This window comes from Pengzhenrongella phosphoraccumulans (genome assembly GCF_045689905.1).
Lineage (GTDB): Bacteria > Actinomycetota > Actinomycetes > Actinomycetales > Cellulomonadaceae > Pengzhenrongella > Pengzhenrongella phosphoraccumulans.
This window is the reverse complement of sequence record NZ_CP144210.1, coordinates 2,638,412-2,665,390: the sequence shown is the minus strand read 5'-3', so window position 1 is coordinate 2,665,390 and position 26,979 is coordinate 2,638,412. Positions and strand designations below refer to the sequence as shown.

24 protein-coding genes and 1 tRNA gene are annotated in these 26,979 nt (G+C 70.5%); 9 read left to right on the top strand and 16 right to left on the bottom strand.

Annotated features, from left to right (window positions below):
- Positions 1-14: 14 nt before the first annotated feature.
- From rpoB to VTA80_RS12300, 8 genes are all read right to left on the bottom strand, one after another.
- Entirely contained in the window at positions 15-3,521 is a 3,507-nt protein-coding gene (rpoB, locus tag VTA80_RS12335) for a DNA-directed RNA polymerase subunit beta (RefSeq protein WP_407341399.1), read from the bottom strand.
- A gap of 327 nt (positions 3,522-3,848) precedes the next feature.
- Entirely contained in the window at positions 3,849-4,232 is a 384-nt protein-coding gene (gene rplL, locus VTA80_RS12330; protein WP_407341398.1) for a 50S ribosomal protein L7/L12, read from the bottom strand.
- Between the two features lie 87 nt (positions 4,233-4,319).
- Positions 4,320-4,856 (bottom strand): 50S ribosomal protein L10, encoded by a 537-nt coding sequence (gene rplJ, locus VTA80_RS12325; RefSeq protein ID WP_407341397.1) that lies wholly within the window; start codon positions 4,854-4,856, stop codon positions 4,320-4,322.
- A 339-nt stretch (positions 4,857-5,195) separates the two neighbouring features.
- Positions 5,196-5,918 carry a 50S ribosomal protein L1 gene (rplA, locus tag VTA80_RS12320; protein WP_407341396.1) on the bottom strand — a complete coding sequence of 241 codons (723 nt, stop codon included), beginning with the start codon at positions 5,916-5,918 and terminating at the stop codon, positions 5,196-5,198.
- Positions 5,919-6,062: 144 nt separating this feature from the next.
- Positions 6,063-6,494 carry a 50S ribosomal protein L11 gene (rplK, locus tag VTA80_RS12315; protein WP_407341395.1) on the bottom strand — a complete coding sequence of 144 codons (432 nt, stop codon included), beginning with the start codon at positions 6,492-6,494 and terminating at the stop codon, positions 6,063-6,065.
- Positions 6,495-6,579: 85 nt separating this feature from the next.
- On the bottom strand, positions 6,580-7,407 hold the full coding sequence (gene nusG, locus VTA80_RS12310) for a transcription termination/antitermination protein NusG (protein ID WP_407341394.1): 828 nt from the start codon (positions 7,405-7,407) through the stop codon (positions 6,580-6,582).
- Positions 7,408-7,462: 55 nt separating this feature from the next.
- The gene (secE, locus tag VTA80_RS12305; protein ID WP_407341393.1) at positions 7,463-7,756 is read right to left on the bottom strand and encodes a preprotein translocase subunit SecE; all 294 of its coding nucleotides are present in this window, start codon (positions 7,754-7,756) and stop codon (positions 7,463-7,465) included.
- 83 nt (positions 7,757-7,839) lie between these two features.
- Positions 7,840-7,912, bottom strand: a tRNA-Trp gene (locus VTA80_RS12300).
- A 151-nt stretch (positions 7,913-8,063) separates the two neighbouring features.
- Between VTA80_RS12300 and VTA80_RS12295 the strand changes: the two genes are divergently transcribed.
- The 4 genes from VTA80_RS12295 (at position 8,064) to VTA80_RS12280 (ending at position 11,951) form a co-directional block, all read left to right on the top strand.
- Positions 8,064-9,296, top strand: coding sequence for a pyridoxal phosphate-dependent aminotransferase (locus tag VTA80_RS12295; protein ID WP_407341392.1), 1,233 nt, complete (start codon positions 8,064-8,066; stop codon positions 9,294-9,296).
- A gap of 77 nt (positions 9,297-9,373) precedes the next feature.
- Positions 9,374-9,763 carry a hypothetical protein gene (locus VTA80_RS12290; protein WP_407341391.1) on the top strand — a complete coding sequence of 130 codons (390 nt, stop codon included), beginning with the start codon at positions 9,374-9,376 and terminating at the stop codon, positions 9,761-9,763.
- 1 nt (position 9,764) lies between these two features.
- The gene (locus VTA80_RS12285; RefSeq protein WP_407341390.1) at positions 9,765-11,276 is read left to right on the top strand and encodes a sensor histidine kinase; all 1,512 of its coding nucleotides are present in this window, start codon (positions 9,765-9,767) and stop codon (positions 11,274-11,276) included.
- Positions 11,277-11,951 carry a response regulator transcription factor gene (locus VTA80_RS12280; protein WP_407341389.1) on the top strand — a complete coding sequence of 225 codons (675 nt, stop codon included), beginning with the start codon at positions 11,277-11,279 and terminating at the stop codon, positions 11,949-11,951.
- Positions 11,952-12,036: 85 nt separating this feature from the next.
- On the opposite strand, the gene VTA80_RS12275 is transcribed toward VTA80_RS12280, so the two are convergent.
- The 3 genes from VTA80_RS12275 to VTA80_RS12265 all read right to left on the bottom strand — a co-directional run bounded on the left by VTA80_RS12275 (position 12,037) and on the right by VTA80_RS12265 (position 14,245).
- Positions 12,037-12,450, bottom strand: a complete 414-nt coding sequence (locus VTA80_RS12275; protein WP_407341388.1) for a hypothetical protein — start codon at positions 12,448-12,450, stop codon at positions 12,037-12,039.
- Positions 12,451-12,574: 124 nt separating this feature from the next.
- Positions 12,575-13,849 carry a phosphotransferase gene (locus tag VTA80_RS12270; RefSeq protein WP_407341387.1) on the bottom strand — a complete coding sequence of 425 codons (1,275 nt, stop codon included), beginning with the start codon at positions 13,847-13,849 and terminating at the stop codon, positions 12,575-12,577.
- Between the two features lie 30 nt (positions 13,850-13,879).
- Positions 13,880-14,245 carry a hypothetical protein gene (locus VTA80_RS12265; protein ID WP_407341386.1) on the bottom strand — a complete coding sequence of 122 codons (366 nt, stop codon included), beginning with the start codon at positions 14,243-14,245 and terminating at the stop codon, positions 13,880-13,882.
- Between the two features lie 142 nt (positions 14,246-14,387).
- Between VTA80_RS12265 and VTA80_RS12260 the strand changes: the two genes are divergently transcribed.
- Both VTA80_RS12260 and VTA80_RS12255 read left to right on the top strand, forming a co-directional pair.
- Positions 14,388-15,413, top strand: a complete 1,026-nt coding sequence (locus VTA80_RS12260; protein WP_407341385.1) for an adenosine deaminase — start codon at positions 14,388-14,390, stop codon at positions 15,411-15,413.
- Positions 15,414-15,615: 202 nt separating this feature from the next.
- Positions 15,616-17,010 carry a DUF222 domain-containing protein gene (locus VTA80_RS12255; protein WP_407341384.1) on the top strand — a complete coding sequence of 465 codons (1,395 nt, stop codon included), beginning with the start codon at positions 15,616-15,618 and terminating at the stop codon, positions 17,008-17,010.
- Here the strand turns inward: VTA80_RS12255 and VTA80_RS12250 are convergent.
- A complete protein-coding gene (locus VTA80_RS12250) occupies positions 16,961-18,202 on the bottom strand; it encodes a hypothetical protein (protein ID WP_407341383.1) in 1,242 nt (413 codons plus the stop codon). The genes VTA80_RS12255 and VTA80_RS12250 overlap by 50 nt on opposite strands.
- A gap of 452 nt (positions 18,203-18,654) precedes the next feature.
- Between VTA80_RS12250 and VTA80_RS12245 the strand changes: the two genes are divergently transcribed.
- On the top strand, positions 18,655-19,434 hold the full coding sequence (locus tag VTA80_RS12245; protein ID WP_407341382.1) for a hypothetical protein: 780 nt from the start codon (positions 18,655-18,657) through the stop codon (positions 19,432-19,434).
- A gap of 188 nt (positions 19,435-19,622) precedes the next feature.
- Here the strand turns inward: VTA80_RS12245 and VTA80_RS12240 are convergent, their stop codons facing one another.
- The gene (locus VTA80_RS12240) at positions 19,623-21,017 is read right to left on the bottom strand and encodes a recombinase family protein (RefSeq protein WP_407341381.1); all 1,395 of its coding nucleotides are present in this window, start codon (positions 21,015-21,017) and stop codon (positions 19,623-19,625) included.
- Positions 21,018-21,525: 508 nt separating this feature from the next.
- Here VTA80_RS12240 and VTA80_RS12235 point away from each other — a divergent pair.
- Both VTA80_RS12235 and VTA80_RS12230 read left to right on the top strand, forming a co-directional pair.
- Positions 21,526-22,473, top strand: a complete 948-nt coding sequence (locus VTA80_RS12235) for a hypothetical protein (RefSeq protein WP_407341380.1) — start codon at positions 21,526-21,528, stop codon at positions 22,471-22,473.
- Positions 22,470-22,847 carry a GntR family transcriptional regulator gene (locus tag VTA80_RS12230; protein WP_407341379.1) on the top strand — a complete coding sequence of 126 codons (378 nt, stop codon included), beginning with the start codon at positions 22,470-22,472 and terminating at the stop codon, positions 22,845-22,847. Before VTA80_RS12235 ends, VTA80_RS12230 begins: the two co-directional genes overlap by 4 nt.
- A 79-nt stretch (positions 22,848-22,926) precedes the next feature.
- Here the strand turns inward: VTA80_RS12230 and VTA80_RS12225 are convergent, their stop codons facing one another.
- From VTA80_RS12225 to VTA80_RS12215, 3 genes are read right to left on the bottom strand one after another with little or no spacing between them, the layout of a single operon-like run.
- Positions 22,927-24,081: a UDP-N-acetylmuramate dehydrogenase gene (locus VTA80_RS12225; RefSeq protein WP_407341378.1), complete on the bottom strand. Its 1,155-nt coding sequence runs from the start codon at positions 24,079-24,081 to the stop codon at positions 22,927-22,929.
- 10 nt (positions 24,082-24,091) lie between these two features.
- A complete protein-coding gene (locus VTA80_RS12220; protein WP_407341377.1) occupies positions 24,092-25,363 on the bottom strand; it encodes an MFS transporter in 1,272 nt (423 codons plus the stop codon).
- Between the two features lie 13 nt (positions 25,364-25,376).
- Positions 25,377-26,888 (bottom strand): MFS transporter, encoded by a 1,512-nt coding sequence (locus VTA80_RS12215; protein WP_407341376.1) that lies wholly within the window; start codon positions 26,886-26,888, stop codon positions 25,377-25,379.
- Between the last annotated feature and the right edge of the window lie 91 nt (positions 26,889-26,979).

The window sequence follows — 26,979 nt, the reverse complement described above, 5'->3', positions numbered from 1 at the left end:
CGCCGGGGCCGAGGTCAGATCTCTTCGACGCTGGAGGCGTTGGGCCGGCGCGAAAGGTCGATGCCGAGCTCTTCCGCTGCGCGGTAGACCTCGTCGTCGTTCTCCTTCATGTCGATCGAGACGCCGTCCGAGGACAGCACCTCCACATTCAGGCAGAGCGACTGCATCTCCTTGAGGAGCACCTTGAACGACTCCGGGATGCCCGAGTCGGGGATGTTCTCGCCCTTGACGATCGCCTCGTAGACCTTGACGCGTCCGGGGACGTCGTCCGACTTGATCGTCAGGAGCTCCTGGAGCGTGTACGCGGCGCCGTACGCCTCGAGTGCCCAGACCTCCATCTCGCCGAACCGCTGTCCACCGAACTGCGCCTTACCACCCAGCGGCTGCTGCGTGATCATCGAGTACGGACCCGTGGAGCGTGCGTGGATCTTGTCGTCGACGAGGTGGTGCAGCTTGAGGATGTACATGTAGCCGACCGCGACCGGCTCCGGGAACGGCTCGCCGGAGCGACCGTCGAACAGCCGCGCCTTGCCCGTGCCGTCGACCATGCGGACGCCGTCGCGGTTCGGGAGCGTGACCGAGAGCAGACCCGTGAGGGCATCCTCCTGGACGCCGTCGAACACCGGGGTCGCGACCGGGACACCCGGGAGCGACTTCGAGGCGATCGCCGGCACGTTCTTCTTCCAGGACGGCTCACCCTCAGCAAGCGTGACGTCCCAGCCCTGCTTGGCGACCCACCCGAGGTGGGTCTCGAGGACCTGGCCGACGTTCATACGGCCGGGCACACCGAGCGGGTTGAGGATGATGTCCACGGCGGTGCCGTCGGGCAGGAACGGCATGTCCTCGATCGGAAGGATCTTGGAGATGACGCCCTTGTTACCGTGACGACCGGCCAGCTTGTCACCGACGGTGATCTTGCGTCGCTGGGCGATGTAGACCCGGACCAGCTCGTTGACGCCGGCAGGAAGCTCGTCGCCGTCCTCGCGGTTGAACGTTCGGACCTCGATGACCGTGCCGGACTCGCCGTGGGGAACCTTGAGCGACGTGTCGCGAACCTCGCGGGCCTTCTCGCCGAAGATCGCCCGGAGCAGGCGCTCCTCCGGGGTGAGCTCGGTCTCGCCCTTGGGCGTGACCTTGCCGACGAGGATGTCACCGGCGCCGACCTCGGCACCGATGCGGATGATCCCGCGCTCGTCGAGGTCCGCAAGGACCTCCTCGGAGACGTTCGGGATGTCCCGCGTGATCTCCTCCGGCCCGAGCTTCGTGTCGCGGGCGTCTACCTCGTGCTCCTCGATGTGGATCGAGGACAGGACGTCGTCCTGCACCAGGCGCTCGCTGAGGATGATCGCGTCCTCGTAGTTGTGCCCTTCCCAGGACATGAACGCCACGAGCAGGTTGCGACCGAGGGAAAGCTCGCCCTCGTCCGTCGCGGGTCCGTCGGCGAGCACGGAACCCTTCTCGACGCGGGCGCCGTCGTCGACCAGGACGCGCTGGTTGTAGCACGTGCCCTGGTTCGAGCGGCGGAACTTGGCGACCCGGTGGCTCGTCGTGGTGCCGTCGTCGTTGGAGATGACGATGAGGTCGGCGGAGACCTCGGTGACGACACCGGGCTTCGAGGCCACGATGACGTCCCCGGCGTCGATCGCCGCACGGCGCTCCATGCCCGTACCGACCACGGGCGCCTCGGACCGCACCAGCGGCACGGCCTGACGCTGCATGTTCGCGCCCATGAGCGCGCGGTTGGCGTCGTCGTGCTCGAGGAACGGGATGAGCGCCGTCGCGACGGAGACCATCTGGCGCGGCGAGACGTCCATGTAGTCGACGTCCTCACCGGGGACGACCTCGACCTCGCCGCCCTTGGTGCGGACCAGGACGGTCGCCTCGGCGAACGAGCCCGTGGGCTTCAGCGGGGCGTTGGCCTGCGCGATGACGTACCGGTCCTCGTCGTCGGCCGTGAGGTAGTGGACGTCGTCCGTGACCTTGCCCTTGATGACCTTGCGGTACGGCGTCTCGATGAAGCCGAACGGGTTGATCCGTCCGTACGTCGCGAGCGAGCCGATGAGGCCGATGTTCGGGCCCTCAGGGGTCTCGATCGGGCACATGCGGCCGTAGTGCGAGGGGTGGACGTCGCGGACCTCCATGCCGGCGCGGTCGCGGGACAGACCACCCGGGCCGAGCGCGGACAGGCGCCGCTTGTGTGTGAGCCCCGCGAGCGGGTTGTTCTGGTCCATGAACTGCGACAGCTGCGAGGTTCCGAAGAACTCCTTGATCGACGCCACCACGGGGCGGATGTTGATCAGGGTCTGCGGGGTGATCGCCTCGACGTCCTGCGTGGTCATGCGCTCGCGGACGACGCGCTCCATGCGGGACAGGCCGGTGCGGACCTGGTTCTGGATCAGCTCACCGACCGCGCGGATGCGACGGTTGCCGAAGTGGTCGATGTCGTCGGTCTCGACGCGGATCTCGACGGCCTCACCGGCGCGCGTGCCCGGCAGGGTCGCGACGTCGGCGTGCAGGGCGGCGAGGTACTTGATGGTCGCGACGATGTCCCGGACGGCGAGGACGGACTCGCTCAGGGGCGCGTCGACACCGAGCTTCTTGTTGACCTTGTAACGCCCGACCTTGGCCATGTCGTAGCGCTTGGGGTTGAAGTAGAAGTTCTCGAGCAGGGCGCGGCCGGCCTCGATCGTCGGCGGCTCGCCCGGGCGGATCTTCCGGTACAGGTCGAGCAGGGCCTCGTCCTCGGTCGAGACGTGGTCCTTCTCGAGGGTGTCGATGACGGCCGGGAACTGGGCGAACTCTTCGCGGATCTGCGACTCGCTCAGGCCGAGGGCCTTGAGCAGCACGGTCACCGACTGCTTGCGCTTGCGGTCGACGCGCACGCCGACGGCGTCGCGCTTGTCGATCTCGAACTCGAGCCAGGCACCGCGGCTCGGGATGATCTTGGCGGTGAAGATGTCCTTGTCGGACGTCTTGTCGGCGGTGCGCTCGAAGTACACGCCCGGGGACCGCACGAGCTGGGAGACGACGACGCGCTCCGTGCCGTTGATGATGAACGTGCCACGCTCGGTCATGAGCGGGAAGTCGCCCATGAACACGGTCTGGCTCTTGATCTCACCGGTGGTGTAGTTCACGAACTCGGCCGTGACGAACAGCGGCGCGGCGTAGGTGAAGTCCTTCTCCTTGCACTCCTCGGCCGTGTACTTCGACGGCTCGAAACGGTGCTCGCGGAAAGACAATGACATCGAGCCACCGAAGTCCTCGATCGGGGAGATCTCTTCGAAGATCTCCTCGAGGCCTGCGGTCTCGGGAACGTCCTGGCGGCCGGTCTCGACGGCGGAGGCGACGCGCGCCTGCCACTTGTCGTTACCGAGCAACCAGTCGAAATTCTCCGTCTGAAGCCCGAGCAAGTCCGGAACCTCGAGCGGCTCACGGATCTTTGCGAACGAGATTCGGCGGGACGCTGTGCGATTCGCGATAGCGTCGACGGACGGAGCAGAAGGGATGCGCGAGGCAGCCAAGAGGGGTCCTTCCCTGCGGATCGAGTGCAAGCTGCGCAGGGCCCGGCGGGGCGCGACCCCCCGGCCGCAAGTCCCTCAGACATCGCGCACGACGACGTCAATTCGGGTCTCGGGTTATTCGGGGACGCGGGCACAGGCCAACGCAAAGCGCTAGCCTAGCGGAGCGGACCTAATGTGTCCACTCGGTTGGTTGAGCTGGATGAAGCGACTTTCGGGTGGTACGGGCGACAGGCGAAGCCCGCACCCGACCAGCGGGTGCGGGCTTCGTTGCCGCGGGTCCTCTCAGGCGAGGACCGGTCGTGCACTCGCCCTAGGGGCGAGCGGAGATCACTTGATGACGACCGTGGCGCCAGCGGCCTCGAGGGCAGCCTTGGCCTTCTCGGCGACGTCCTTGGCAACGCCCTCGAGCACAACCTTGGGGGCTGCGTCGACGAGGTCCTTGGCCTCCTTGAGACCGAGGCTCGTGAGCACGCGGACCTCCTTGATGACCTGGATCTTCTTCTCGCCGATGGCCTCGAGGAGAACGTCGAACTCGGTCTGCTCCTCGACCTCTTCGGCCTCGGCAGCGGCGCCACCGGCGGCGGCAACGGCCACGGGGGCCGCGGCGACGACGTCGAAGGTCTCCTCGAAGGCCTTCACGAAGTCGGAGAGCTCGATGAGCGTGAGCTCCTTGAATGCATCGATCAGCTCGACGGTGCTGAGCTTCGCCATGGTGGCGTTCCTTCCGGGTTGTCTCCCGTCAGCTGGCGTGATGCCGGCCGACGGGCGGGGTGATGGGTGCGTCTGGGCCAGAACGGCTCAGGCAGCTTCTTCTGTCGATGCCGCAGCCTGCTTCTCGCGCAGGGCGTCGATGGTGCGCACGGCCTGAGTCGCGGGCGCCGTGAAGAGGTAAGCCGCCTGGTAGAGCGACGCCTTGAAGGCGCCGGCCAGCTTGGCCAGCAGAACCTCGCGGGACTCGAGGTCCGCGAGCTTGGTGATCTCCGCAGGGCTCAGGACGCGTCCGTCAAGGACACCGCCCTTGATGATCAGTGCGGGGTTTGCCTTGGCAAAGTCACGCAGTCCCTTGGCAGCCTGGACCGGATCACCGGTCACGAAGGCAATGGCCGAGGGGCCGGCCAGCTTGTCGTCAAGTCCGACGACGCCGGCCTGCTTGGCCGCGATTGCGGTCAGCGTGTTCTTCACCACGGCATAGGTTGCGTTGCCGCTGAGCGCGCGCCGCAGCTGCTTGAGCTGGGCAACGGTGAGCCCGCGGTACTCGGTCAGCACGGCCGCGTTCGAGTCACGGAACTGATCCGTGAGCTCTGCGACTGCGGCTGCCTTGTCCGGCCTCGCCATGGCAATCCTTCCGGTGGTGGTGCCACCGGGCGTTACGTCCGCCCCGAAACAACAATGAGCCCCGCGCAGGCGCGGGCTCGATGCCGCGCGAGCGGCTGCGAACTCTCACCTACGCTGGACCCCGCTGAGCGGGACTTCGGTGAGCCATCACTCACTTGCGAGTGACAGCCGACGACCGGCGGTCTTGGGCAGGAAGAAGAATACGTCACCCCCGGGTCAGGGCCAAATCCGCAGAGCATCGACGCGTGGGCACGGGCTGGAGATGCAGCAGGGCCCGACGACCGAAGTCGTCGGGCCCAGTGCGTTGCTGCTGCGGGCTACCGCAAAGGTGAAGCGAGGTCAGGCGACCTCGGCCTCTTCTTCGCTCAGGTTCCGCGTCTTGTTCTGGTCGATCAGGATGCCGGGGCCGTTCGTGGTCGCCATCGTCGCCTTCGAGATGTAGCGACCCTTGGAGGCCGACGGCTTGAGCCGCAGCACCTCTTCGAGCGCCGCGCTGTAGTTCTCGACGAGCTGCACATCGGTGAAGGAGACCTTGCCGATGATGAAGTGCAGGTTCGAGTGCTTGTCGACGCGGAACTCGATCTTCCCGCCCTTGATCTCGTTGACCGCCTTCGCGACGTCCATCGTGACCGTGCCGGTCTTCGGGTTCGGCATGAGTCCGCGCGGACCCAGGACCTTTCCGAGACGCCCGACCTTGCCCATGAGGTCCGGCGTGGCCACGGCGGAGTCGAAGTCGGTGAACCCGGCCGCAACCCGCTCGATGAGCTCGTCGCCACCGACGATGTCGGCGCCGGCCGCGCGGGCCTGCTCGGCACGCTCACCCGTGGCGAAGACCAGGACCCGAGCGGTCTTGCCGGTGCCGTGCGGGAGGTTGACGGTGCCGCGCACCATCTGGTCGGCCTTGCGGGGGTCGATGCCGAGGCGGAACGCAACCTCGACGGTCGCGTCGAACTTGGCGACCGAGGTCGCCTGGGCCAGCCGAACGGCCGCGAGGGGCGCGTACGCGAAGTCCTTCTCGATCTTCTCTGCGGCGGCCTGGTAGGCCTTGCTGCGCTTGCTCATCTGCTCTCTCCTTGGTGCAGTCGTGGTCGTCGGGCCAGCGCGGCCCTGCCACTTACAGCGCTGACGTCCAGCGCCGGTACTCCGGGTGGTGCTGCCGCTCGGGACTCGTCGCCCGGGCGGATCGTGCTGGCGTTGCTGGGTCGATCAGCCCGCGACCGCGATGCCCATGGAGCGGGCGGTGCCGGCGATGATCTTCTCAGCGGCGGCGATGTCGTTGGCGTTGAGGTCCTCGAGCTTGACCGTGGCGATCTCACGGACCTGCTCGGCCGTCAGCGTCGCGACCTTGACGGTGTGCGGCGTCGGCGAACCCTTGGCGACTCCGGCGGCCTTCTTGATGAGCTCCGCGGCCGGCGGGGTCTTGGTGATGAACGTGAAGGAACGGTCCTCGTAGATCGTGATCTCGACGGGGATGACGTTCCCACGCTGCGACTCGGTCGCCGCGTTGTAGGCCTTGCAGAATTCCATGATGTTGACGCCGTGCTGACCCAGGGCGGGGCCGATGGGCGGTGCCGGCGTGGCCATCCCAGCCTTGATCTGGAGCTTGATCAGGCCGGAGACCTTCTTCTTCGGGGGCATGTCGGGTCCTTGCTTTCAGTGAACTTCTTCGGACGTGCACTACCGACGACGTCGCGCGACGTCGCCAGCTGGTCAGACAGTCAGATCAGATCTTGGCGACCTGGCTGAACGACAGCTCGACCGGGGTCTCCCGGCCGAAGATCGAAACGAGCACCTTGAGCTTCTGGCTCTCGGCGTTGATCTCGGAGATCGACGCGGGCAGCGTGTCGAACGGCCCATCGGTCACGGTGACGGACTCGCCCACCGTGAAGTCGACCTTGATCTCGCTCGCGGCCTTCGCGGCAGCAGCAGCTGCCTGCGTCTTGGGCGCGAGAGTCGGGGCGAGCATCGAGAAGACCTCGTCGAGCGTGAGCGGGACGGGCTGGTGGGTGTGCCCCACGAAGCCGGTGACGCCCGGGGTGTGCCGCACGGCGCCCCACGACTCGTCGGTGAGGTCCATGCGAACCAGGACGTACCCGGGGATCCGGACGCGGCGCACGACCTTGCGCTGCGCGTTCTTGATCTCGGTGACCTCCTCCATGGGGACCTCCACCTGGTGGATGTAGTCCTCCATGTTCAGGCTCTGGGTGCGGTTCTCCAGGTTGGCCTTCACGCGGTTCTCGTACCCGGCGTAGGAGTGCACGACGAACCAGTCGCCGGGCAGGCGCCGCAGCTCGGACTTGAACTCCTCGATCGGGTCGACCTCGACCTCGACCTCTTCGTCCTCGATGGCCTCGGCGTTGTCGTCCGCGACGTCGCTGGTGGGCGCGTCGGCGTCGTCGACCGCGATCTCGCCGCCGTCGGCGTCGACCTCAGCGGCCTCGATGTCTTCGGCGACGTCGACCTCGACGGCCGTCTCCACTGCCTCGACCGACGCGAGGCTGTCCTCGAGGTTCGCCTCCACGGCGGGCGACTCCTGCGACTCCTGCGACACGTCTGGACCTACTTTCTGAAAAGAATGTCAATCATGACAACGAAATGCGGACGGTTCAGCCGCCGAAGACCCACAGCGTGATCCGACCGATGATCAGGTCGAGCCCCGTCACGAAGGCCATGACGACCATGACGAACACGACGACGACCGTGGTGTAGGTCACGAGCTCCGAGCGAGTCGGCCGGACGACCTTCTTGAGCTCGGCCACGACCTGACGCAGGAAGAGCGCGATCCGGGCGAACAGCCCGGCCTTCTGCGCATCCTTCGACGAACCGCTGCGGGCAGGCACGTGACGCTCAGCGGCCTCGCCATCGGCGCCGGACGCCGCAGCAGGTGCGGAATCGCTCACAGTTGGTCCCTCGGTCTCGTGATCTCGACATGGTGTCGTGGGAACCGGGCCGGCCCGAAGGCCGGACCGGATCTCCCCGTTCGCAGGGCAGGCGAGACTCGAACTCGCAACCGCCGGTTTTGGAGACCGGTGCGCTACCAATTGCGCCACTGCCCTTCGGTGGCCTGAACCGACACGACCCGCAGGACCGGAACGAGCAGCAAACCTGCTCCCGGGCACCACTGATCATGGCGGACGTCAACCACCGGTGGATCACTGTACGCGAGGACCCGGCAGCGGTCGAACCAGTCATGCCAAGATGGCTCGCGTGAGCGAATCGAAGCAGCAGGGTGTCCCGTCGTCCGCCAAACCGCGCGTCTCCGCACGTCTCGCGGCAATTGCCGAGTCTGCGACGCTCGCGGTCGATGCGAAGGCGAAGGCCCTCAAGGCCGCTGGTCGGCCCGTGATCGGGTTCGGCGCGGGCGAGCCGGACTTCCCGACGCCGGAGTACATCGTCGACGCCGCCGTCGCCGCCGCGCGCGTGCCGGCCAACCACCACTACACGCCGGCCGCGGGCCTGCCGGCGTTGAAGCAGGCCATCGCCGCTAAGACGCTGCGCGACTCGGGGTACGAGATCGCGCCGTCGTCGGTGCTCGTGACCAACGGCGGCAAGCAGGCCGTCTACCAGGCGTTCGCGGCGATCGTGGACCCGGGCGACGAGGTGCTGCTGCCGGCGCCGTACTGGACCACGTATCCCGAGGCGATCCGGCTCGCCGGTGGCGTCCCCGTGGAGGTCTTCGCCGGGGTGGACCAGGGCTACCTGGTGACCGTCGAGCAGCTCGAGGCCGCGCGCACGCCGAAGACGAAGGCGCTGCTGTTCTGCTCGCCGTCCAACCCGACCGGCGCGGTCTACTCCCCCGAGCAGACGGCCGCCATCGGGCAGTGGGCCCTCGAGCACGTCGTGTGGGTCATCACCGACGAGATCTACGAGCACCTGACGTACGACGACGCCGTGTTCACACCGATCCTGCGCGCGGTGCCCGAGCTCGCCGACACGACGATCGTGCTCAACGGGGTCGCGAAGACCTACGCGATGACCGGCTGGCGCGTGGGCTGGATGATCGCGCCCGCGGACGTCATCAAGGCCGCGACCAACCTGCAGTCCCACCTGACGTCGAACGTCTCGAACGTCTCCCAGCACGCCGCGATCGCCGCGCTCAGCGGGGACCTGTCGGCCGTCGAGCTCATGCGCACCGCGTTCGACCGCCGTCGGCGCACCATGGTCGAGATGCTCTCGGCGATCGACGGCGTCGTGTGCCCGATGCCGCAGGGCGCGTTCTACGCGTACCCGAGCGTCGAGGGCGTGCTCGGACGCACGATCCGCGGCGTCACCCCCACGACGTCGGCCGAGCTGGCCACGCTGATCCTCGAGGCCGTCGAGGTCGCCGTCGTCCCCGGCGAGGCCTTCGGTCCGAGCGGGTTCCTGCGGCTGTCGTACGCCCTGGGCGACGACGACCTGGTCGAGGGCGTCTCGCGCATCCAGCGGCTGCTCGCCGAGTAGCCCACCGCGCGTCGTGGTCATCGGCGGCCGGCCCAGACTCTCATCTTGGTCTCACCAATCGCGCGGATACTAGGTGCATGTCCCGAGGAGCAGGTCCCGTGCGGACGCTGCTGCTCGTGCTGACCGCGGGCGGCACCGGCCTGCTGCTGGGGCTCGGAGCGGTCGCCGTCGCGGCCGCGCTCGGGAGCTCGCAGGTCCAGGATCTCGGTGACCCGGTGGTCTTCGACCCGGCCGCGATCACGCCGGCTCCGGTCCGGACGCCGTCCGAGCCCACGCCGGAGCCGTCCGCAGGCGACCCGAGCAGCGCGCCGACGACGACGCCGCTGCCGACCGCCGAGCCGGCCGTGACGCAGCCCCAGCAGGTCGCGCCCGCCGCGCCTTCGCCCGTCACGGACGACGACGATGCGGACGACGTCGACGACCCGGCCGACGCGGACGACGACCTCCCCGACCCGGACGACGACTGACGTGGGCACCCCTGCCCGCACGGCGGAACCCGCGACGCCGGTGACGGTCCTGCGCGACGACGTGGAGCCGGTCCCCGCACGCGTCGGCGGCCGACGGTCGGGCTCCCGGCTCACGGTGCGCACCCGGATCCTGGCGGCGGTGCTGGCCCTGGCGGCGTTCGGGCTCATGCTCGCCGGGTCGACGGCTTACCTCCTGCTGCGCGAGCGGACCGATGCGCGCATCGACGAGTACCTCGTCCGGTCCGTCCAAGAGTTCCGTGCGCTGGCCGCCGACGGCGTCGACCCGCGCACGGGCCTGCCGTTCGCCACGGCGAGCGACCTGGTCTACATCGCGATCCAGCGCACCGTCCCGCCGGCGACCGCGGGCGTCGTCGGACTGGTCGCGGGTGAGGTCGAGTGGACCGAGCCGGCGAGCGTGCAGCTGCGACCCGAGGACGATCCGGCGCTCGTGGCCCGGCTGGAGCTGGTCGGCGTGCACGACCCCGTGCAGCTGCGCAGCCTGACGACCCCGCTGACCGACTACCGCTACGTCGCGGTGCCGGTCACGGTGGTCGGTGACCCGGCGTCGGCCGTGCTGGTGTTCGTGCAGGACCGCAGCGCCGAGCACGCCGAGCTGACCGCGACGTACCGCACCTACGGGCTGGTCGCGCTCGCCTCGTTGGTGCTGATCGGCGCGGTGGGCTGGCTCGTGGCCGGACGGCTGCTGTCCCCGCTGCGGCTGCTCGGGTCGACCGCCCGTCGCATCACCGACTCCGACCTCTCGGGCCGGATCCCGGTGACCGGCCACGACGACGTCTCGGAGCTCACGCGCACCGTGAACGCGATGCTCGACCGGCTCGAGACCGCGTTCGACTCGCAGCGCGAGCTCCTGGACGACGCCGGGCACGAGCTGCGCACCCCGCTGACGATCCTGCGCGGGCACCTGGAGCTGCTCGATCCCACCGACGCCGCCGAGGTCGCCGCCACGCGGGCGCTCGCGCTCGACGAGGTCGACCGCATGCACCGGCTCGTGGACGACCTGGTCACCCTCGCGAAGGCCGAGCGTCCCGACTTCGCCCGGCCCGCGCCGGTCGACGTCGGCCGCCTGATCGACGACGTGCTCGACAAGGCCCGCACGCTCGGGACGCGCCGGTGGGTCATCGACGAGCGCACCGAGGCGACCGCCCGGCTCGACTCCCAGCGGATCACGCAGGGGTTGCTGCAGCTGGCCGCCAACGCGGTCAAGTTCTCCGCCCCGGACTCGACGATCGCGCTCGGCAGCCGGGTGGCGGACGGACGCGTGCGGCTGTGGGTCCGCGACGAGGGCCAGGGGGTGAGCCCTGAGGACGCCGAGCGGATCTTCGAGCGCTTCGCGCGGGGTCATGCCGGCCGGGGGGTCGAGGGCAGCGGGCTCGGGCTGCCGATCGTCGTCGCAATCGCAGAGGCACACGGCGGACGGATCCTGCTCGACTCCCGGCCGGGCCAGGGGTCCACCTTCACGCTCGACCTGCCGCACGTCACCGAGGAGCCCTGAGTGAGCCAGATCCTGATCGCCGAGGACGAGGAACGGATCTCGTCGTTCATCGCGAAGGGCCTCAAGGCCGCGGGCTACGCCCCCACCGCGGTCGCCACGGCGCACGAGGCGTTCGACTACGCGCGCACCGGCGAGTTCGACCTCCTCGTGCTCGACCTCGGGCTGCCCGACGAGGACGGCTTCTCGGTGCTCAAGCGCCTGCGCGCCCTGCGGATCGCGCTCCCGGTCATCATCCTGACCGCGCGCAGCTCGGTGACCGACACGGTCGCCGGGCTCGAGGGCGGCGCGGACGACTACATGGCCAAGCCGTTCCGCTTCGAGGAGCTGCTGGCCCGGATCCGGCTGCGGCTGCGTGCCGACATCGCCGCGCCGGGGGACGTGACCGTCCTGACCCACGGGGGGCTCGCGCTGGACCTGCGCACGCGCCGAGCCCTGGTCGGGGGGCGGGAGATCGACCTGTCGGCCCGCGAGTTCGCGCTCGCCGAGGCGTTCCTGCGCCATCCCGGGCAGGTGCTCAGCCGAGAGCAGCTGCTCTCACAGGTGTGGGGGTACGACTTCGACCCGGGCTCGAACGTCGTCGACGTGTACGTCCGGTACCTGCGGAACAAGGTCGGGGCCGAGCATGTGGCGACCGTGCGCGGGATGGGCTACCGCCTGGTGGACCCGGAGGCCTGACTCCGGCAGATGCCGGTGGCGCGGACGCCGACAGCCCCAGCACCCGGGACTGCGGCGGCTGGGGCTGGGGCTGGCGTCCTGGTCGTCAGTCGGCCGAGGGTGCGCTCGGCGCGCTCGGGGTTGAGACCGGGCTGGGGCTCGACACGGGGGTCTGTGCCGACGCCGTGCTCGGGGCCGAGATCACGGTGACGGTCGTGATCGCGCTGTCCGGCAGGGGCTGGGCCGGGTCGACCTGGGTGGCAGGTGCGGGCACGACGGCGGGGGTGGCGAGCGGGTCCGGGGTCGGCGCGACGACGACGTCGTCGGTCGCGTCGGGGGTCGCGTCGCCCTGGGCGTCGTGCGTCGCGGCGTCGGTGCTCACGCTCGGGGCCGGCGAGACGACGACGGGCGCCGGGTCGGGGTCCGGCACGGAGAACGGTTCGGAGGCGAACGCCGCGCCGGCACCCACCGTCAAGATGCCGAGGGTTCCGGTGAGGATCCAGGTCTTCCGGTTCTTCATGAGGTGCTCCTGAGGTAGGGCCGCGAGGTGCGGGGCTGATCTGCTGACGTGATCAGCCTCGTGGGCCGCGGTGAGACGACCAGGAGGTGGAGGTGAGAGGACTCTCAGAAAGCACGGCCCACTCTCAGACGGACGCGAGGGCGTCCGTCGCCCAGTCACGCGCGAGGCCGAGGCGCGCCGTGGCGTCGACCGCAGCGGCGTCCGCCCGAGCTGCGGGTGCGGGGTCGCCCGGGCTCCCGGTCGCGCCCGCCACGAGGGAGAGCACGACGGCGGCGACCCTGGCCCGGAGCGCGGCGGGGTCGACCACCGCGTCGAACGCGGTGAGCCAGCGCTGCACGGCCGCCGGTACGAGCGGGTAGACCGCAGGCGCGAGGCACGGCAGCACGAGCGCATGCCCGAGCAGGCAGGCCAGGTCGTCGACCCGGTGCCCGGGGCCGACCGAGTCGAGGTCCAGCAGCCCCGTGATCGTCGGGCCGGTGACCAGCAGGTTCGCCTCGTAGAGGTCACCGTGCGTCGGCACGACGGGTCCCGGATCGGTGCGTCGCACCAGCTCGGCGATCTGCGCGCCGAGCGCGCCGAGCTCGGCCGCCGCGTGCGGGAGGGTGAATGCCGCGCCGCGGGCATAGACCAGCGCGTGCTCCGACCACGCCGCGCGGCGCCGCAGGGCGCACGCGCCGGCGGACAGCGAGTCCAGGAGGTCGAGGAAGGCTGCCGGGTCGAGCCCGACGGCGCCGTCGGCCGCCAGGGCGTGGGCCAGCGAGGGGCCCTCGAGCGCGGCGAGGGTGAGGACGCCGTCGGGCGTCCAGCCGAGGCTCGCGGGGACGGGGATCCCCGCCGCGGCCAGCAGCTCGTGGCGGGCGTGCAGGGCCTCGACCCGACGGGGCCGGACGACCTTGCGGTAGGTCACGGCGGGCGAGCCGACCGCGCCCGGGCGCGGACGCACCCGCACGACGGCGCGGCGCAGCGGACGGTAGGCGACGAGGTCGAGGTCGGCGTCGACGGCCCGGCAGGCCGCGGCGAGGCCGGGCAGCTCGGGGTCGGCCGGGTGGCGCCAGAGGTGCACGGTGCGATCGCCGTCGGCCAGGGAGACGACGCCGGGGCGAGCGGCTGCTCGCTCGGTGAGCGGGGCGGTCGTGAGGCAGAGGTACTCCTGGACCGCCGGGCCACCCGGTGGTGACCAGTGCACCACCAGCCCGACCGTGACCCCGACCCCGGGCCGAGGATGGACCCGGTCGAGGGTCCACGAGTCGAGCGCGACGCCCTCCGCGGCGAGGACCGCGCCCGCGATCTCGCCGGCGGCCGGGCCGCTGAGATAGGCGACGTCCGCGCTTTCGCGGTCGGCGGCCTCAGCGGCCGGGGCTGGGGGCGAGGTCGGCGTCGGCGTCGGCGGTGATGTCACCGAGCCATTGGACACCTGCGCGCGGCCGGGTCAGCTGGCCGACGGGGCGGACGGGGCCGACGGCGTGGACTGGGGGCTCGGGGTGGAGGCCGGGCTCGGGGTCGAAGCCGCGCTCGCGGTGGAGGCCGCGCTGACGGCCGAGACGACCGTGACCGACGTGATGGCGCTGTCCGGCACGGGCTGGGCCGGGTCGACGTGCGTCGCGGGCGACGGCGCGACGGTCGCAGCCGAGGTGGACGCGTCCGCGCTCGGGATGGTCGCGGCCGGCTCCGAGTTGACGCCACGGTCGGCGTCGTCCCCGGTCCAGGACGCGTCGGCGGCGATGGCCGCACCGGTGCCCATCCCGAGGATGCCGAGCGTGCCGGTGATGATCCATGCGGTCCTGGTGAGCTTCATGAGGTTCTCCTTGAGTCGAGCCGCGGGTTCGCGGTCTGGGTTGCTTCATGTCCCAGACTGCGGCGGCACCGTGAGACCCGAAGGAGCCTGCGATGAGAGGACTCTCAGACGGCACGGCGTCGGCCCTGGCAGACTCACGGGCGTGCGCGACCTGACACTGCTCCCGAAGGCGCACCTCCACCTGCACTTCACCGGGTCGATGCGGGTCGCCACGATCGCCGAGCTCGCCGGTGTGGCCGGGATCCGGCTCCCGGCCGCCCTGGTCGACGGCGACCCCCTGCGGGTGCTGCCCGACGAGCGCGGCTGGTTCCGGTTCCAGCGCCTGTACGACGCCGCCCGCACGCTCGTCCGGTCGGAGTCCACGATGCGCCGGATCGTGGCCGAGGCCGCTTTCGACGATGCGGCGGAGGGATCGGGACGCCTGGAGATCCAGGTCGACCCGACGTCGTACGCGCCGTTCGTCGGCGGGATCACCCCGGCCATCGAGATCGTGCTGGACGCCGCCCGGGCCGCGAGCATCGAGACGGGGGTGGAGGTCGCCGTCGTCGTGGCGTCGTCGCGGATGCGGCACCCGCTCGAGGCGCGCACGCTGGCCCGGCTCGCGGTGCGGTACGCGGGCACCGGGCCGGGCGAGGTGGTGGGCTTCGGCCTGAGCAACGACGAGCGGCGCGGGACGACGGCGGACTTCGCCGAGGCGTTCACGATCGCGCGGCGTGCGGGCCTGGCGTCGGTGCCGCACGGCGGCGAGCTGCTCGGGCCGGCGCACGTCGAGGAGGTCGTGGGGCACCTGCACCCCGATCGGCTCGGGCACGGCGTGCGGTCGGCGGAGGACCCGCGGCTGCTCGACCGCATCGTCGCGGCCGGCATCGCGCTCGAGATCTGCCCGGCGTCGAACGTCTCGCTCGGGGTCTACGCGGACGACGCGCAGGTGCCGTTGCGGGCGCTCGTCGACTCGGGGGCGACCATCGCGCTCGGTGCGGACGACCCCCTGCTGTTCGGCTCGAGGCTCGTCACGCAGTACCAGGTGGCGCGGGACGTGCACGGCTTCTCGGACGACGAGCTCGCCGAGCTCGCGCGGGGGTCGATCCGGGCGTCGCGGGCGGGGTCGGCGACGACGGGGCGGCTGCTCGCGGGCGTGGAGGCGTGGCTCGCGAGCGATCCGGGCTGAGTTGGTTCGTGGCCGAGCTGGCTTGTTGCCGGCTCGGGTGAGGCTGGAGCCTGGCTCGATGCTGGCGCGGTCGCGTCCAACTGCCCTCGAAAGAACCTGCTCAACCTCTTGACCGTTGTGTCCGGGTTCGGTACGATTAGCACAGGTGTTCGATCTTCTGACTCGGTTCTGGCGACTCGATGGCGAGGGGGCGACTGTGGACGTGACCGCTGCGCCTCTCACCAGCATGGTGGCAGCCACCCACGGTCCTGGGGTGGCCGACGGCGGTCCGGTCGCGCAACCCGCGTGCGGGGTGGGCGGCGAGGTGGCCGCGTTGCGCGGGGCCACGGCGGCGCTCGCCGCCGCTGCCGCGGGGGCGCCCCAGTGGGCCGGGCCCGAGCGGCAGGGCGTGCTGACCGAGCTGAACCTGACCATCGACACCCTGCAGGCGATCCGGTCGAGCGTGCTCATCGCCGAACGCGACGCCGAGACGTGGCGCGGGTCCGGGGACCCGACCTTCGAAGCGTGGGTCGGACGCAAGACCCGCCTCGGCAAGCGCGGCGGGGCCGCGCGGGTGCGCCAGGCCGCCGAGCTCGACACCGTCCCCGACGTGCGCGAGGCCGTGACCGAGGGGCGTATCCCGCTGGAGCACGCCGGGATCATCGCCAAGGTCGCCGCCACCGGCACCCCCGCCCAACGCGAAGCCGCCACCTCTCCCGCCGGGCAGGAGACGTTGTTGGGGTTGGCTGCCGGGCAGGACGCGGGCACGTTCGCGCGCACCGCGGACCGGTGGGCCGCCCACGTGGACCCCGCCGGCCTGGAACGCGACCACCAGGCCCAACGCCGCGCGAGGTTCCTGCACCTGACCCACACCCCGCACGGCACCCACCTCAAAGGGCTGCTCGACTCGATCACGGGCCACCAGGTCGCCCTCGCCCTGGAAGCGGCCACCCCGCGACCGGCCGCCGACGACGACCGCGACTTCGGCCAACGCAACGCCGACGCCCTGGCCACCATCGCCGACCGCATCCTGGCGTCGGTGGACACCAAACCCGGCGCGCACGTGCCACCCCAGGTCTCGGTCATCCTGACCGAAGCGACCTGGGTTGCTGCCCAAGCCGACCGCGACCGCCGCCGGGCAGCCCTGGCCACCTTCGGCTTCCCAACCGACGACGCCGACGAGGGTTTCGGGCGCAGCGACACGACGAGCGACTCGGGATGCCAGGCGGGACCGGCGGTGCTTCCGGTGCTGGGATACGCGCCGGCCACCCTCGAGGACGGCACCCCCGTCCCGGCCTCCGAACTCGGCGTGATCATGTGCGACTGCGAGCTGACCCGCATCGTCATCAACGCCGACGGGGTCCCCCTGGACCTGGGGCGCACCGAACGGCTGTTCACCGGGGCCCAACGCAAAGCCGTCATCGCCCGCGACCGCGAATGCGCCTGGCCCGACTGCCACGCCCACGCCCGCTGGTGCCACATCCACCACCTGGCCTGGTGGCAACGCGACGGCGGCGTCACCTCCGTGGAAAACTGGACAAGTCCTAAGTACACCCCCTCCAGGCGAACTAGGGGGCGTCGGCCCTCGGCGGGAGTTTCTCTGTCAGGCCCAAGGTGAGGAGTGCTTTGCTGGCAATGCGCAGCGATCGAAGGTGACCGAAACGAAAGAACTGCGCCTGATGCTCCGAGACCATTCGACCGCCCGGGAAGGCGCCAAACAGGTCTTCGCCGCCATGTAGGCGCCCTTCGTGGGCAGTTTCGGATCGCCGCCTGTAAAGGTCGAGCAATGGCTGCTTTTCGCGGTTCGTCATGACAATGCCGAGGCCCTTCCTGAAGCGACGAGCCGCGCCGCTAGCAGAACCGCAGCACTCGCACGTCTCCAACGAGGCATACCTAGCGCCAATTCCCTCGATCGCCGCGACGTAGCCTAAAAGCGAAAACGAAGGGAATCTGGCTTCCATCATCATTGCTTGATGGTGGGCGCGAACGGCAGTTAACAAGTCTTCAGAATCGTCGAGGAGTTGAAGCGCCGAACCAACCCATTCAGGAACAGTCAATGCCTCAATCGCGTAAACCTGTTCAAGCGGCGGCAATTCGCTCCCTTGCGTTCGAGACGCGGGCAGCGTGTTCGGGTCTAGCTTGTAAGGGCGCGGGGCCTCACGGATCTCCCAGCAGGCGTCAGTTGCGACCGAAAGTATGGCGCACAGGCGACCGATGCGGTTCGCCGCCGCTTCGTCGGCAACCTGTCTTGAGTAGCCGAGGCTCGCACCGCTTATAACGACGGGCCAGCCAGTTCGAAATTGGCCTCCCTGGAGGCTCGGCATGAAGCCCTCAACTATCTCAGTGTGCGGCTTCGGTGAGGGTGTGAGGCGTAAATCGGCAATCATCTGTTCTGAGTTGAGACGCGCAGGAACTCCGAGGTCCGACGCGGCCATGATGACCGCCCACCAGTCATGGGAGGCCGCCTGCTCATCGAATCGAGCGAGCGCTTTGGATAGCGCATCCAGCCACGGGGCAATTTGGTCCGGCTTCAATTCCTTATCGCCACGGATAGCGAGATATACCGTGTGCGCGATGGTTGGGAAGGCGCACAGTTCTGACTCAAGATCTGATCCGCTCACGTTGAGGCGGTGATAAGCGTTGGGTTCGTCTGGAGTCGGGCCGTGGATTCCCCCGCTCCACCCCGTTACGCGGGGATCGGTTGCGGCGAGTTCCTGGAAGACGAGATTCAGCAGGCGATCGCCATGCTGAGACCAGTCGAGGGGAATCGGGTCGGCGGTGATCTGGAAGTAACTAGCGGCGGATGCCATGGCGCGAGCGTAGCGAGTGCTCTTGACTTGAAGTAGCAACATAACTCGGGCAGGCCTCTCGCGGACCTCCACGACCCGGGTGCGGGGTTCGGTGGCAAGGAACGCAGCGCCCGGAGCCCCGCAGGGGCGAGGACGAACGGTTGCGCGGCAGCCTCGCGGAGCGAGCGCCCCGCGTAGCGGTGGCGTAGACACGGCGACCGCTGGGGTGGTACTACTTGCCCAGCACGAAGCGGCGAACCACTCCAGGGCCGTGAACGAAACTATGTGGCCTTTCCTGGGGAAGGTCGAGCGACGCTGTGGCCAGCGCTAGAACGCTCAATGGATAACCGACTAGGCCCACCCGGAGCGAGACCGGATGCTGAGGCCGTCGGTGTGCATTCCACGATCTGCCATGTGTGCCGTACCCGGCGCGTCTCAGCGGTCCCCTGTCGGAGCCGCTGTGTGGAGTCCTCGTGGTTGGTGTCGAAGTCGTCGGTCCGGTCCTGCGTGAGCCTCGGCTCGCGCGCTGGGTCCTTTCGCTGTACCCGAAAGCAGGTGAGGGCGGCGGCTGCTTCGTCTCCTCTCGCCCACCCACCCGCCCCGCGTACGTCGCCAGGGGAAGTGCGAAAGATCCCGAGCGCGCGGCTGAGGAGGCCGGGCGTCGGGCGCGTGGCAGGTTGCGCCGATACGCCGCTGCGAACCGGCTGAACAAACTGGGCACGCTCACCTACGCCGGTACCGGGTGCCACGATCCCCGCCAGGTCCGCGCCGACGTCGGGGAGTTCTTCCGGGCATTGCGTGAGGGCCTGGGCGGGGCACCATTGCCGTACGTGTGGGTACCCGAGTGGCACAAGACCGACCACGGACTGCACGCCCACTTCGCGGTCGCTCGCTACGTCCCCAAGACGCTGATCCGCCAGGCCTGGGGCCGGGGCTTCGTCCACATCAAACTGCTGGGCGACCTGCCGGTGGGGTCGGGTCCGTTGGCCGAGGCTCGGCTGGCTGCCAGGTACCTCTCGAAGTACGTCACCAAGACGTTCACCGACGACAACGCGCGCATCCCGGGCCTGCACCGGTACGACCTCGCTCAGGGTTTCCAGCCTCCGGTGCTTCGCCTTCGCGGACGCAGCTCGGACGACGTGCTCGGCCAGGCGTCGCAGTTGTTCGGCATGGCGCCGGCCTACCAGTGGAACTCGACGGACACCGAGGGCTGGTCCGGTCCGCCGGCTATCTGGGCGCAGTGGGCCGGATGATCTCCATGGGCTTCGACCCGGTGTGGCTGGCCGCGTTCGTCAAAGCGTCCTGCGACGCACAGGGCATCGCCGTCAAGGTCACCGATCCGGTCGTGCTCGCTCGGGTGGGCGCCCTGCTGGGGGTCAGGACGGGTGGCAGGCGCGCGCACGGGGCGCCAGCCCCGCGCACGCCAGCGCCCGCCGTGACCTCACAGCCGCCAAACGGGCTGCAACCTGGACGGCTCGAACCTGCGCGCACCGGAGACACCCGCACCGATGATCGCGTAGTCCAGCAGCGCGGCAACGATGGTCGCCTGTCGTTCGAGATTCTGGTCCGCCCAGCCTTCGGCTAGTTCCTGACCGTTGCCGACCAACCCCGCCAGGGCGCTGCTCCCGGCGAACTGCGCCAGTTGCCGCTCGGTGTCCCGGATGCGCTTGTCGATCGGCTCACGCGCGGTGCGCCACTCCGCCGCCGAGATCTCCCGCGCCGAGTACATCAGCGCCAGTTCGTCCATCTGCGTGCGGTCGGCCTCCAACTCGCCCATCAGGGCCATCTGCCGGTCGTCCACGCTCGCGCGCCCCGCCAGGGCGTCGGCCACCTCGGGGCTGTCCAACCGGTGCAGCACCATCGCCACGATCAACGTCTCCACCGGCTCCGCGACCGCCGTCAACCGCCCGCACCCGCCGTGGTCGGGACCAGCCAGGCACACGTACCGGCGCCGATCGCCGCGCACCGAGGAGAACAACCGGTTCCCACACTTGCCGCACCGCAGCATCCCCGAGAGCAGATACCGGCGCGGAGCACGGCGACCGGAGACCTTCTTCGAAGCGAACATCGCCAGGACCTGGGTCCGCTGTGCGGGGGTGATGATCGCGTCCCACACCGCCTCCCCGACGATCTGGCCGTTGTGCTCTCGCAGGCCCGCCGTGCGCGGGTTGGAAAGCACCCTCCGCAGGGTAGGGGTGCGCCACTCACCCACGCCCGTCACGGTGGGCACCTGCTGCGCGTTCAGCCACACCACCAACGACCGCACGGACTCCCCGGCCAGGTACCGCAGCGCCAGCGCCCGGATGACCTCGGCCTCGGACTCGACCACCGTGATCCGGTCCTCCCCGTACCCGTAGGGGCGCAGGTTGCCGCCGTTGGGTAGACCCTGCTCGGCCAGTTGCTGGTGCTTGCGCAGGATCCGCTGGGACCGGCGCCCGGACTCCTTGGCCGCGAACGCCGCGAAGATCCGCGCCATGAACAACCCGTCGTCGTTGCCCAGGTCGATGTCGGCGGTGACCGTGGCGACGTGTCGCACCCCGGCGCGCTCGCACAGCGCGGAGAACTCCTCGAGTTGGATCGGCTGACGGGTCAGACGGTCCAGGTTGTAGACGATCACCGCGTCCCGGTACCCGTCACGCAGATCCGCCAGCATCCGCTCGTAAGCCGGACGCGGATTGCCCTTGTACGCGGACAGGTCGTTGTCGATGTACTCCTCAGCGACCGTCCAGCCCTTCTCCTTGGCGAGCCTGCGGCAGTCCTCGACCTGGCGCGCGACACCGAGCGCCTGGCCGGTCGGGTCGGAGGAGATCCGGGCGTAGATCGCGGCTGTCTTCACAAGGGGTCACCTTAGCGATCAGCGGGCAACGGTGCCCTGCTGTGCAACTTCCACCACCACGAAGTCCACCGACTCGACCTCACCCTCACCCGCCACAGCACCGGCCAGCACGACGGCATCACCGGCATCGCCCGCGTCTGGTACCAATTCACCGACCCCACCGGACGACAACTCCGACAGACCGGGCCACCCAGCGGACCACCCGAACCGCTACGACCACCTGACGCACAACTACCCGGAGTGCGGCCACCCGGCCTCACTCGACCGTTGGTGCCACATCGGGCACCCGCACAGGACCTGCTCGACCTCGACCCGGCCGACGACTCCCTCGTCGCGTAGCCACTCGCCCGTATCGACGAGAGGCGTGACTGGCGACGTCACGAGCGACAGGCGCAGCAGTGGAGGCAGTGGATGCAGCACCAGTTGACGCGACCACGATTGTGGTTCATTGTATCAATCAACCGATAAATTGATACCTGAGTCGTCCTCAGGCAGGCCGGAGGTCCCGATGCACGTCGTCGTCGTCTTGGCGGTTGTCGCGCTGCCGCTCATCATCGGTGCGGTCCTCCTCGCGGTCCTCTCGCGGCGGCCCGACCCGGCGCCGTCCGAGGCTGCGGCGGCCGCACGTCGACACTCCGCCACCGTCAACGTGCTGGCGCTGACTGCACTGTTCGGCACCATGATCGCGGGCCTCACCCCGGTCAGTGTTCCTCCCGCCGGCATCACCCGAGGAGTTGCCCTCGGGCTCATCCCCGCAGCGGCCGGGATCGCCTTTGCTGCGGTGCAGGCCCTCGGCGAGCTCACCTGGCCCCGTCCGACCGGGACCCTGCGTCGGGCGCCACTCACCCGCCGGACCGCCGTCGACGTCGCCCCCCGCTGGCTGAGACGCGTGACCTGGTCGTGGGCTGCGCTGACCACGGTGACCCTCGTCGCCTGCGGTGCCGCATCGGACGACGGGCAGGGGATCACTCTCAGCTACACCGCCTTGGTGGGGGGCGCTCCCGTTTCCGGGAACTCCGGCGCGGGCCCCTTCCCCGGCTGGTTCTACGGAGTTCCGCTGCTCATCGCGACGGTCCTGGTGCTGGCCGCCACGGAGGGGGTCCTCCGGCTCATCGCGCGGCGGCCCGCGGTCATGGACGCCGCGAGCGAGTGGGACCTCGAGCTCCGCCGGACCTCGGCCCGCCGTCTCCTGCGTGGATCGCAGCTCGTCCTCGGCTGGACAGCGGTTGGCGTGCTGTTCTTCGCAGGCTCGGCCATGCGCCGTGCCGGTGCCGGAGGTTCGTCGGTGGACGGGATCCCGGTGGGGGGAAGCACCGCAATCATCGTCGCCGGCACGGTCATGGCGCTGGTGGCAGGCGCCCTCTGGCTGGTGAGCAGTGCCGTGATGTTCGTTCCCGGGCGTCCCGCGGCGTCGAACCTCACGGAGATGCGCCACCAGGACGTCCGACTCTCGTGAGTCTCCAGCTCGAGGTCGACCTCGCATCCGGCGTGCCGCCGTACGAGCAGATCCGCTCGCAGGTCGTCGCGCACGCCTCGGCCGGGCGGTTGCGTGCCGGGGACCGGCTGCCGACGATCCGCGCGCTCGCGACCGACCTCGGTGTTGCGGCCGGGACCGTCGCGCGGGCCTACCGCGAGCTCGAGGCGAGCGGGGTCGTCGCCACGCGCCGGCGGACCGGGACGGTCGTCGCGGCCGGCGCCCCCGCCGCGGACGACGCGCTGGGGCTCACCGCGGCAGTGTTCGTCGCGGCCGCGCGGGCCGCCGGGCTCGGCGACGAGGCGGTGCTCGACCTGGTCCGCGGCGCGTTGTTGGCGCCCGAACGCGACCGCTAGGTGCTGGACCGGCCCGCAGTGGCTCGACCGGCACGGAATCGCCGACCCAGCACGGAATCGCTCGTCGAACGGGTCGCGACTAGTCCAGCGCGCAGCCGACCAGGACGGGCTCCGGCTCGAGGACGACGCCGAACGCGGCCTGGACGCCCGCGCGGATGACCCGGGCGAGCGCGAGGAGCTCGTCGGTCGTGCCGTCGCCGCGGTTCGTCAGGGCGAGCGAGTGCTTGGTCGACAGGCCCACCGTGCCGGGCAGGCCGAAGCCTCGACCGAAGCCCGCGTGCTCGATGAGCCACGCGGCGCTCGTCTTGGTCAGTCCGGGTTGGACCGCGCCGGCGTGCGGTCCTGACGACCGCGCCGGCTGGGCCGACTGCACCGGGTAGCGGGGCGCCTCGGCGGGGAGCGCGGCGGCCTGCTCGACGTCGAGGATCGGATTCGTGAAGAACGAGCCCGCGCTCCAGGTGTCGGGGTCGGCGGCGTCGAGCACCATGCCCTTGCCGCGACGCAGCTCGAGGACGGCCGCGCGCACGTCGGGTGTCCGGGCCCGCTCCCCCACGGCCACGCCGAGCCGGCGGGCGAGCTCGGGATAGGCGATCGGCGCGGACAGATCGCCGAGGTACATCTGCAGACCGAGATCCAGCACCACGTAGCGCGGCGTCGGGCCCCACGGGGTCCCGGGCTCGGTCAGTGAACGCTTGAGCACGGAGGTGCGGTAGCCGAACGCGAGGTCGACCAGCGGGAGCGTGCGCACGCGCGACTGCTCCCGGTCCCAGACCCGCACGGAGGAGACGACGCCCGAGAGCTCCTGGCCGTACGCGCCGATGTTCTGCACCGGCGCGGCGCCGGCCGTCCCCGGGATGCCCGAGAGCGCCTCGACCCCGATCCAGCCCTCGACCACCGCGCGGGCCACGACGTCGTCCCACGCCTCGCCCGCCACGATGCGCACGCTCGCACCGCCGCAGGTGTCGGCCGACTCGATCTCGATCCCGCGGCGGGCGTCACGCACGACCACGCCGGGGAAGCCGCCGTCGGCCACCACCAGGTTGGAGCCGCCACCGATCACGAGGAGTGGCTCCCCCACCGCATCGGCGCTGCGCACGGTGTCGATCAGTTCCGCCTCGGTGGTCGTCTCGACCAGGCGGCCCGCCGGGCCGCCGAGGCGCAGGGTCGTCAGCTCCGCGAGGGTCCGGCCGGTCGTGGACCCGGCAGCAGCCGTGGGGAGGGCGTTGAGAGGCATGCCACCCAGGCTACGCGGGGCGCCCGGGCTTTCCCTGGCCGCCCGCCGCGGTGGGCAGGGGCGCCGCGGCCGGGATCACGAGCAGCCCGATGAGCACGGGTACCGCGATCGCGAGGAGCGCGTGCCGGTAGCCGACCTGGTCGGCCAGGAGACCGAGCAGCGGCGGACCGGCCAGAAAGGCGCTGTACCCGATCGTGGAGACGACGCTCACGCGCGCCGCCGCGCGGAGCGGGTCGTCGCTCGCCGCGCTCATGCCGACCGGGAAGCCCAGTGCGGCGCCCGCCCCCCACAGCACGACGCCGACCAGCGCCAACGGCAGGCTCGGGACGAGCCCGAAGATCAGCAGACCGGCGATCGAGAGCACCGCGCACAGGCGAAGCACGAGGACGCGGCCGTACCGGTCGAGCAGGCCCGTGCCGAGCAGCCGCATCGCGGTCATCGCGGTGACGAACAGCCCGAACGTCAGGGCACCGACCTCAGGGCGCTGGTCGAACCCGTCGACGACGGCGAGACCGACCCAGTCGTTCGCCGACCCCTCGGTGAGGGCCGCGGCGAGCACGACCAGGCCGATGAGGAGCGTGCGCGGCTCGAGCCAGACCCCGAACGCGCGCCGGGCGCGGGTGATGTCAGGCAACGCGTCGGCGGGCGAGAGCGGTGCAGCGGGTGCGACCCCGGCCTCCGACCCCGCGGGCAGGAACGCCCGGACCGCCCAGAGCACGCCCACGAAGCTCAGGCAGAGCGCGACCGCGAGGTGCCCCACCACGGGCACGTCGAGGCGCGCGGCAAGCGCACCGACTCCCGCGCCGGCCATCGTGCCGAACGAGAAGCCGGCGTGGAAGCGGGGCATGATCGCCTTGCCGAGGCGCTGCTCGACAGCCGCGCCCTCGATGTTCATCGCCGCGTCCCAGACGCCGGTGCCGACGCCGAACATCACCAGACCGACGCCGACGACGATCAGCTGGTCGATCGCGACCCCGGTCGACGCGATGAGCAGGCCGGTCGTGCTGGTGGCGGCGAACGCGACCACGGTGCGCGCGGCTCCCAGACGCATGACGACGATCCCCGCGAGCGGCAGGGCGAGGAGCGACCCGACCGAGCCGACCAGGAGCAGCAGGCCCATCTGCGCGGGAGACAGGACGAGCTCGTCCCGGACCGCGGGGATGCGCGAGGCCCAGTTGGCGAAGTTGAAGCCGTTGAGCACGAACACTGCGAACACGGCGATCGTGGCAGCACGAACGGTCCGGTCCGCGGGCGGGCTGGCGGCAGCGTCGGTAGTTCTCATGCTCACTTCGCACCTACGGGGATCCGCGCAGCGGCGGGGAGAGAAACGGAAGACGTGGAGACCGAGCGCGCGGGCGCCGTCGTGGTCGCGTCGCTGTCCACCGAGCCCCCCACGGGTCACGCTCACCTGAACGGATGGGCGACAACGAGTCTGCCACGGGGGCTCCAGACACCGGGACTGCCGCGACACCGGCGAGCGAAGGCGCGGGCCGGCGCGGGTCGCGGGCGGCGACCGGCTCCGCGACGGGGGCGACGTGCCGGGACAGGCTCACGCTGATGACCATCGCGACGCCGATCAGCACCAGCGCCCGCCGAGTGCCGAACGACTCGGCGGCGATCCCGAGCAGCGGAGGAGCGGTGAGGGACGCGATCGAGGCGAAGGCCGAGATGACGGCAACCCGACCGGCCGCCTTGAGCGGGTCGCTCGATGCCGCCGAGATGCCGATCGGGAACGCGAGCGCCGCACCCAACCCCCACGCGATCACGCCGACGCCGGCCAGCGCGAGGGTCGGCGCGAGGCCGAACAGCAGCAGGCCCGCGAGCGAGACGAGCCCGGACACCCGCAGCACGAGGACCCGGTCGAAGCGGTCGAGCAGGCGCGTGCCGAGCAGCCGCACGGTCGTCATCGCGGCGAGGAACAGCCCGAAGAAGATCGCGCCGACCGACTCCACCTGGTCGAACCCGTCGACGACCGCGAGGGCCACCCAGTCGTTGGCCGCGCCCTCCGACAGGGCTGCGGACATGATGACGAGCCCGATGAGCAGCGTGCGGGGCTCGCGCCAGGCGCCGAGGGCCGAGCGCGTCCGGACCCCGGGCAGGGCGGCAGCGAGCGGGATCGCGTGGGCCGCGGGGTCGGTCCCGCCGTCCACCAGCGCCTGTTCGAGCCGGGCCCGCGCGAGGCGCGCCGCGATCCGGTGGGCGGGGACCGTGTCGAGGATGACGTGCGGGTTGCTGGCCAGTCGGCAAGCCGTGCCGAGCACGGCGGTCACGGTGAACTGGACCAGGAGCGACACCGCGAAGTGCGCCGACACGGCGCCGACGGCCGAGCCGAGCACCGCGCCGATGGAGAACACCGCGTGGAACTGGGGCAGCACGGAACGACCCATCCGGCGCTCGACGGCCGCCGACTCCACGTTGATCGGCACGTTGCCGAGCGCGGCCGAGACCCCGCCGAGGAAGACCGCGGCCACGACCAGCGGCCGGCTGCCGAGGGTCGGCCCGATCCCGAGCAGCAGGAACGATGTCGCGAACGCCGCCGTGGCGATGTTGAGGCTCGTGAGCCCGCCGAACCGCGCCACCACCACGCCGGCCACCGACACCGTCAGGAGCCCGCCGAACGCGCCGGCGAGCAGCAGCACGCCGAGCTCGCTCTGGGACATGCCGAGGGCGTCGCGGATCGCGGGCAGCCGGGCGAGCCAGCTGGCGAAGGTCAGCCCCTGGAGAGCGAACAGGCCCATGAGGAGCCAGCGGGCCAGCTGGAGCCGGGTGGCAGGGGGTCGACCGTCGACGGGTCGCGGGTGACGCATGACGTTCTCTCTTCGAAAGCAGGTGCGGTGAGTGCCCGACCTCGAATCGATTCGACAACGTGTCGACAGAACGCCGACCGTAAGGTCGAAT

Excerpts from the sequence above, each read along its gene's own strand:
- rplK (WP_407341395.1), bottom strand. The coding sequence starts at position 6,494 with ATGCCCCCGAAGAAGAAGGTCTCCGGCCTGATCAAGCTCCAGATCAAG.
- VTA80_RS12215 (WP_407341376.1), bottom strand. The coding sequence starts at position 26,888 with ATGCGTCACCCGCGACCCGTCGACGGTCGACCCCCTGCCACCCGGCTC.
- rplL (WP_407341398.1), bottom strand. The coding sequence starts at position 4,232 with ATGGCGAAGCTCAGCACCGTCGAGCTGATCGATGCATTCAAGGAGCTC.
- VTA80_RS12235 (WP_407341380.1), top strand. The coding sequence starts at position 21,526 with ATGCACGTCGTCGTCGTCTTGGCGGTTGTCGCGCTGCCGCTCATCATC.
- VTA80_RS12290 (WP_407341391.1), top strand. The coding sequence starts at position 9,374 with ATGTCCCGAGGAGCAGGTCCCGTGCGGACGCTGCTGCTCGTGCTGACC.
- VTA80_RS12275 (WP_407341388.1), bottom strand. The coding sequence starts at position 12,450 with ATGAAGAACCGGAAGACCTGGATCCTCACCGGAACCCTCGGCATCTTG.
- VTA80_RS12250 (WP_407341383.1), bottom strand. The coding sequence starts at position 18,202 with ATGGCATCCGCCGCTAGTTACTTCCAGATCACCGCCGACCCGATTCCC.
- VTA80_RS12220 (WP_407341377.1), bottom strand. The coding sequence starts at position 25,363 with ATGAGAACTACCGACGCTGCCGCCAGCCCGCCCGCGGACCGGACCGTT.
- VTA80_RS12265 (WP_407341386.1), bottom strand. The coding sequence starts at position 14,245 with ATGAAGCTCACCAGGACCGCATGGATCATCACCGGCACGCTCGGCATC.
- rplJ (WP_407341397.1), bottom strand. The coding sequence starts at position 4,856 with ATGGCGAGGCCGGACAAGGCAGCCGCAGTCGCAGAGCTCACGGATCAG.
- VTA80_RS12225 (WP_407341378.1), bottom strand. The coding sequence starts at position 24,081 with ATGCCTCTCAACGCCCTCCCCACGGCTGCTGCCGGGTCCACGACCGGC.
- rplA (WP_407341396.1), bottom strand. The coding sequence starts at position 5,918 with ATGAGCAAGCGCAGCAAGGCCTACCAGGCCGCCGCAGAGAAGATCGAG.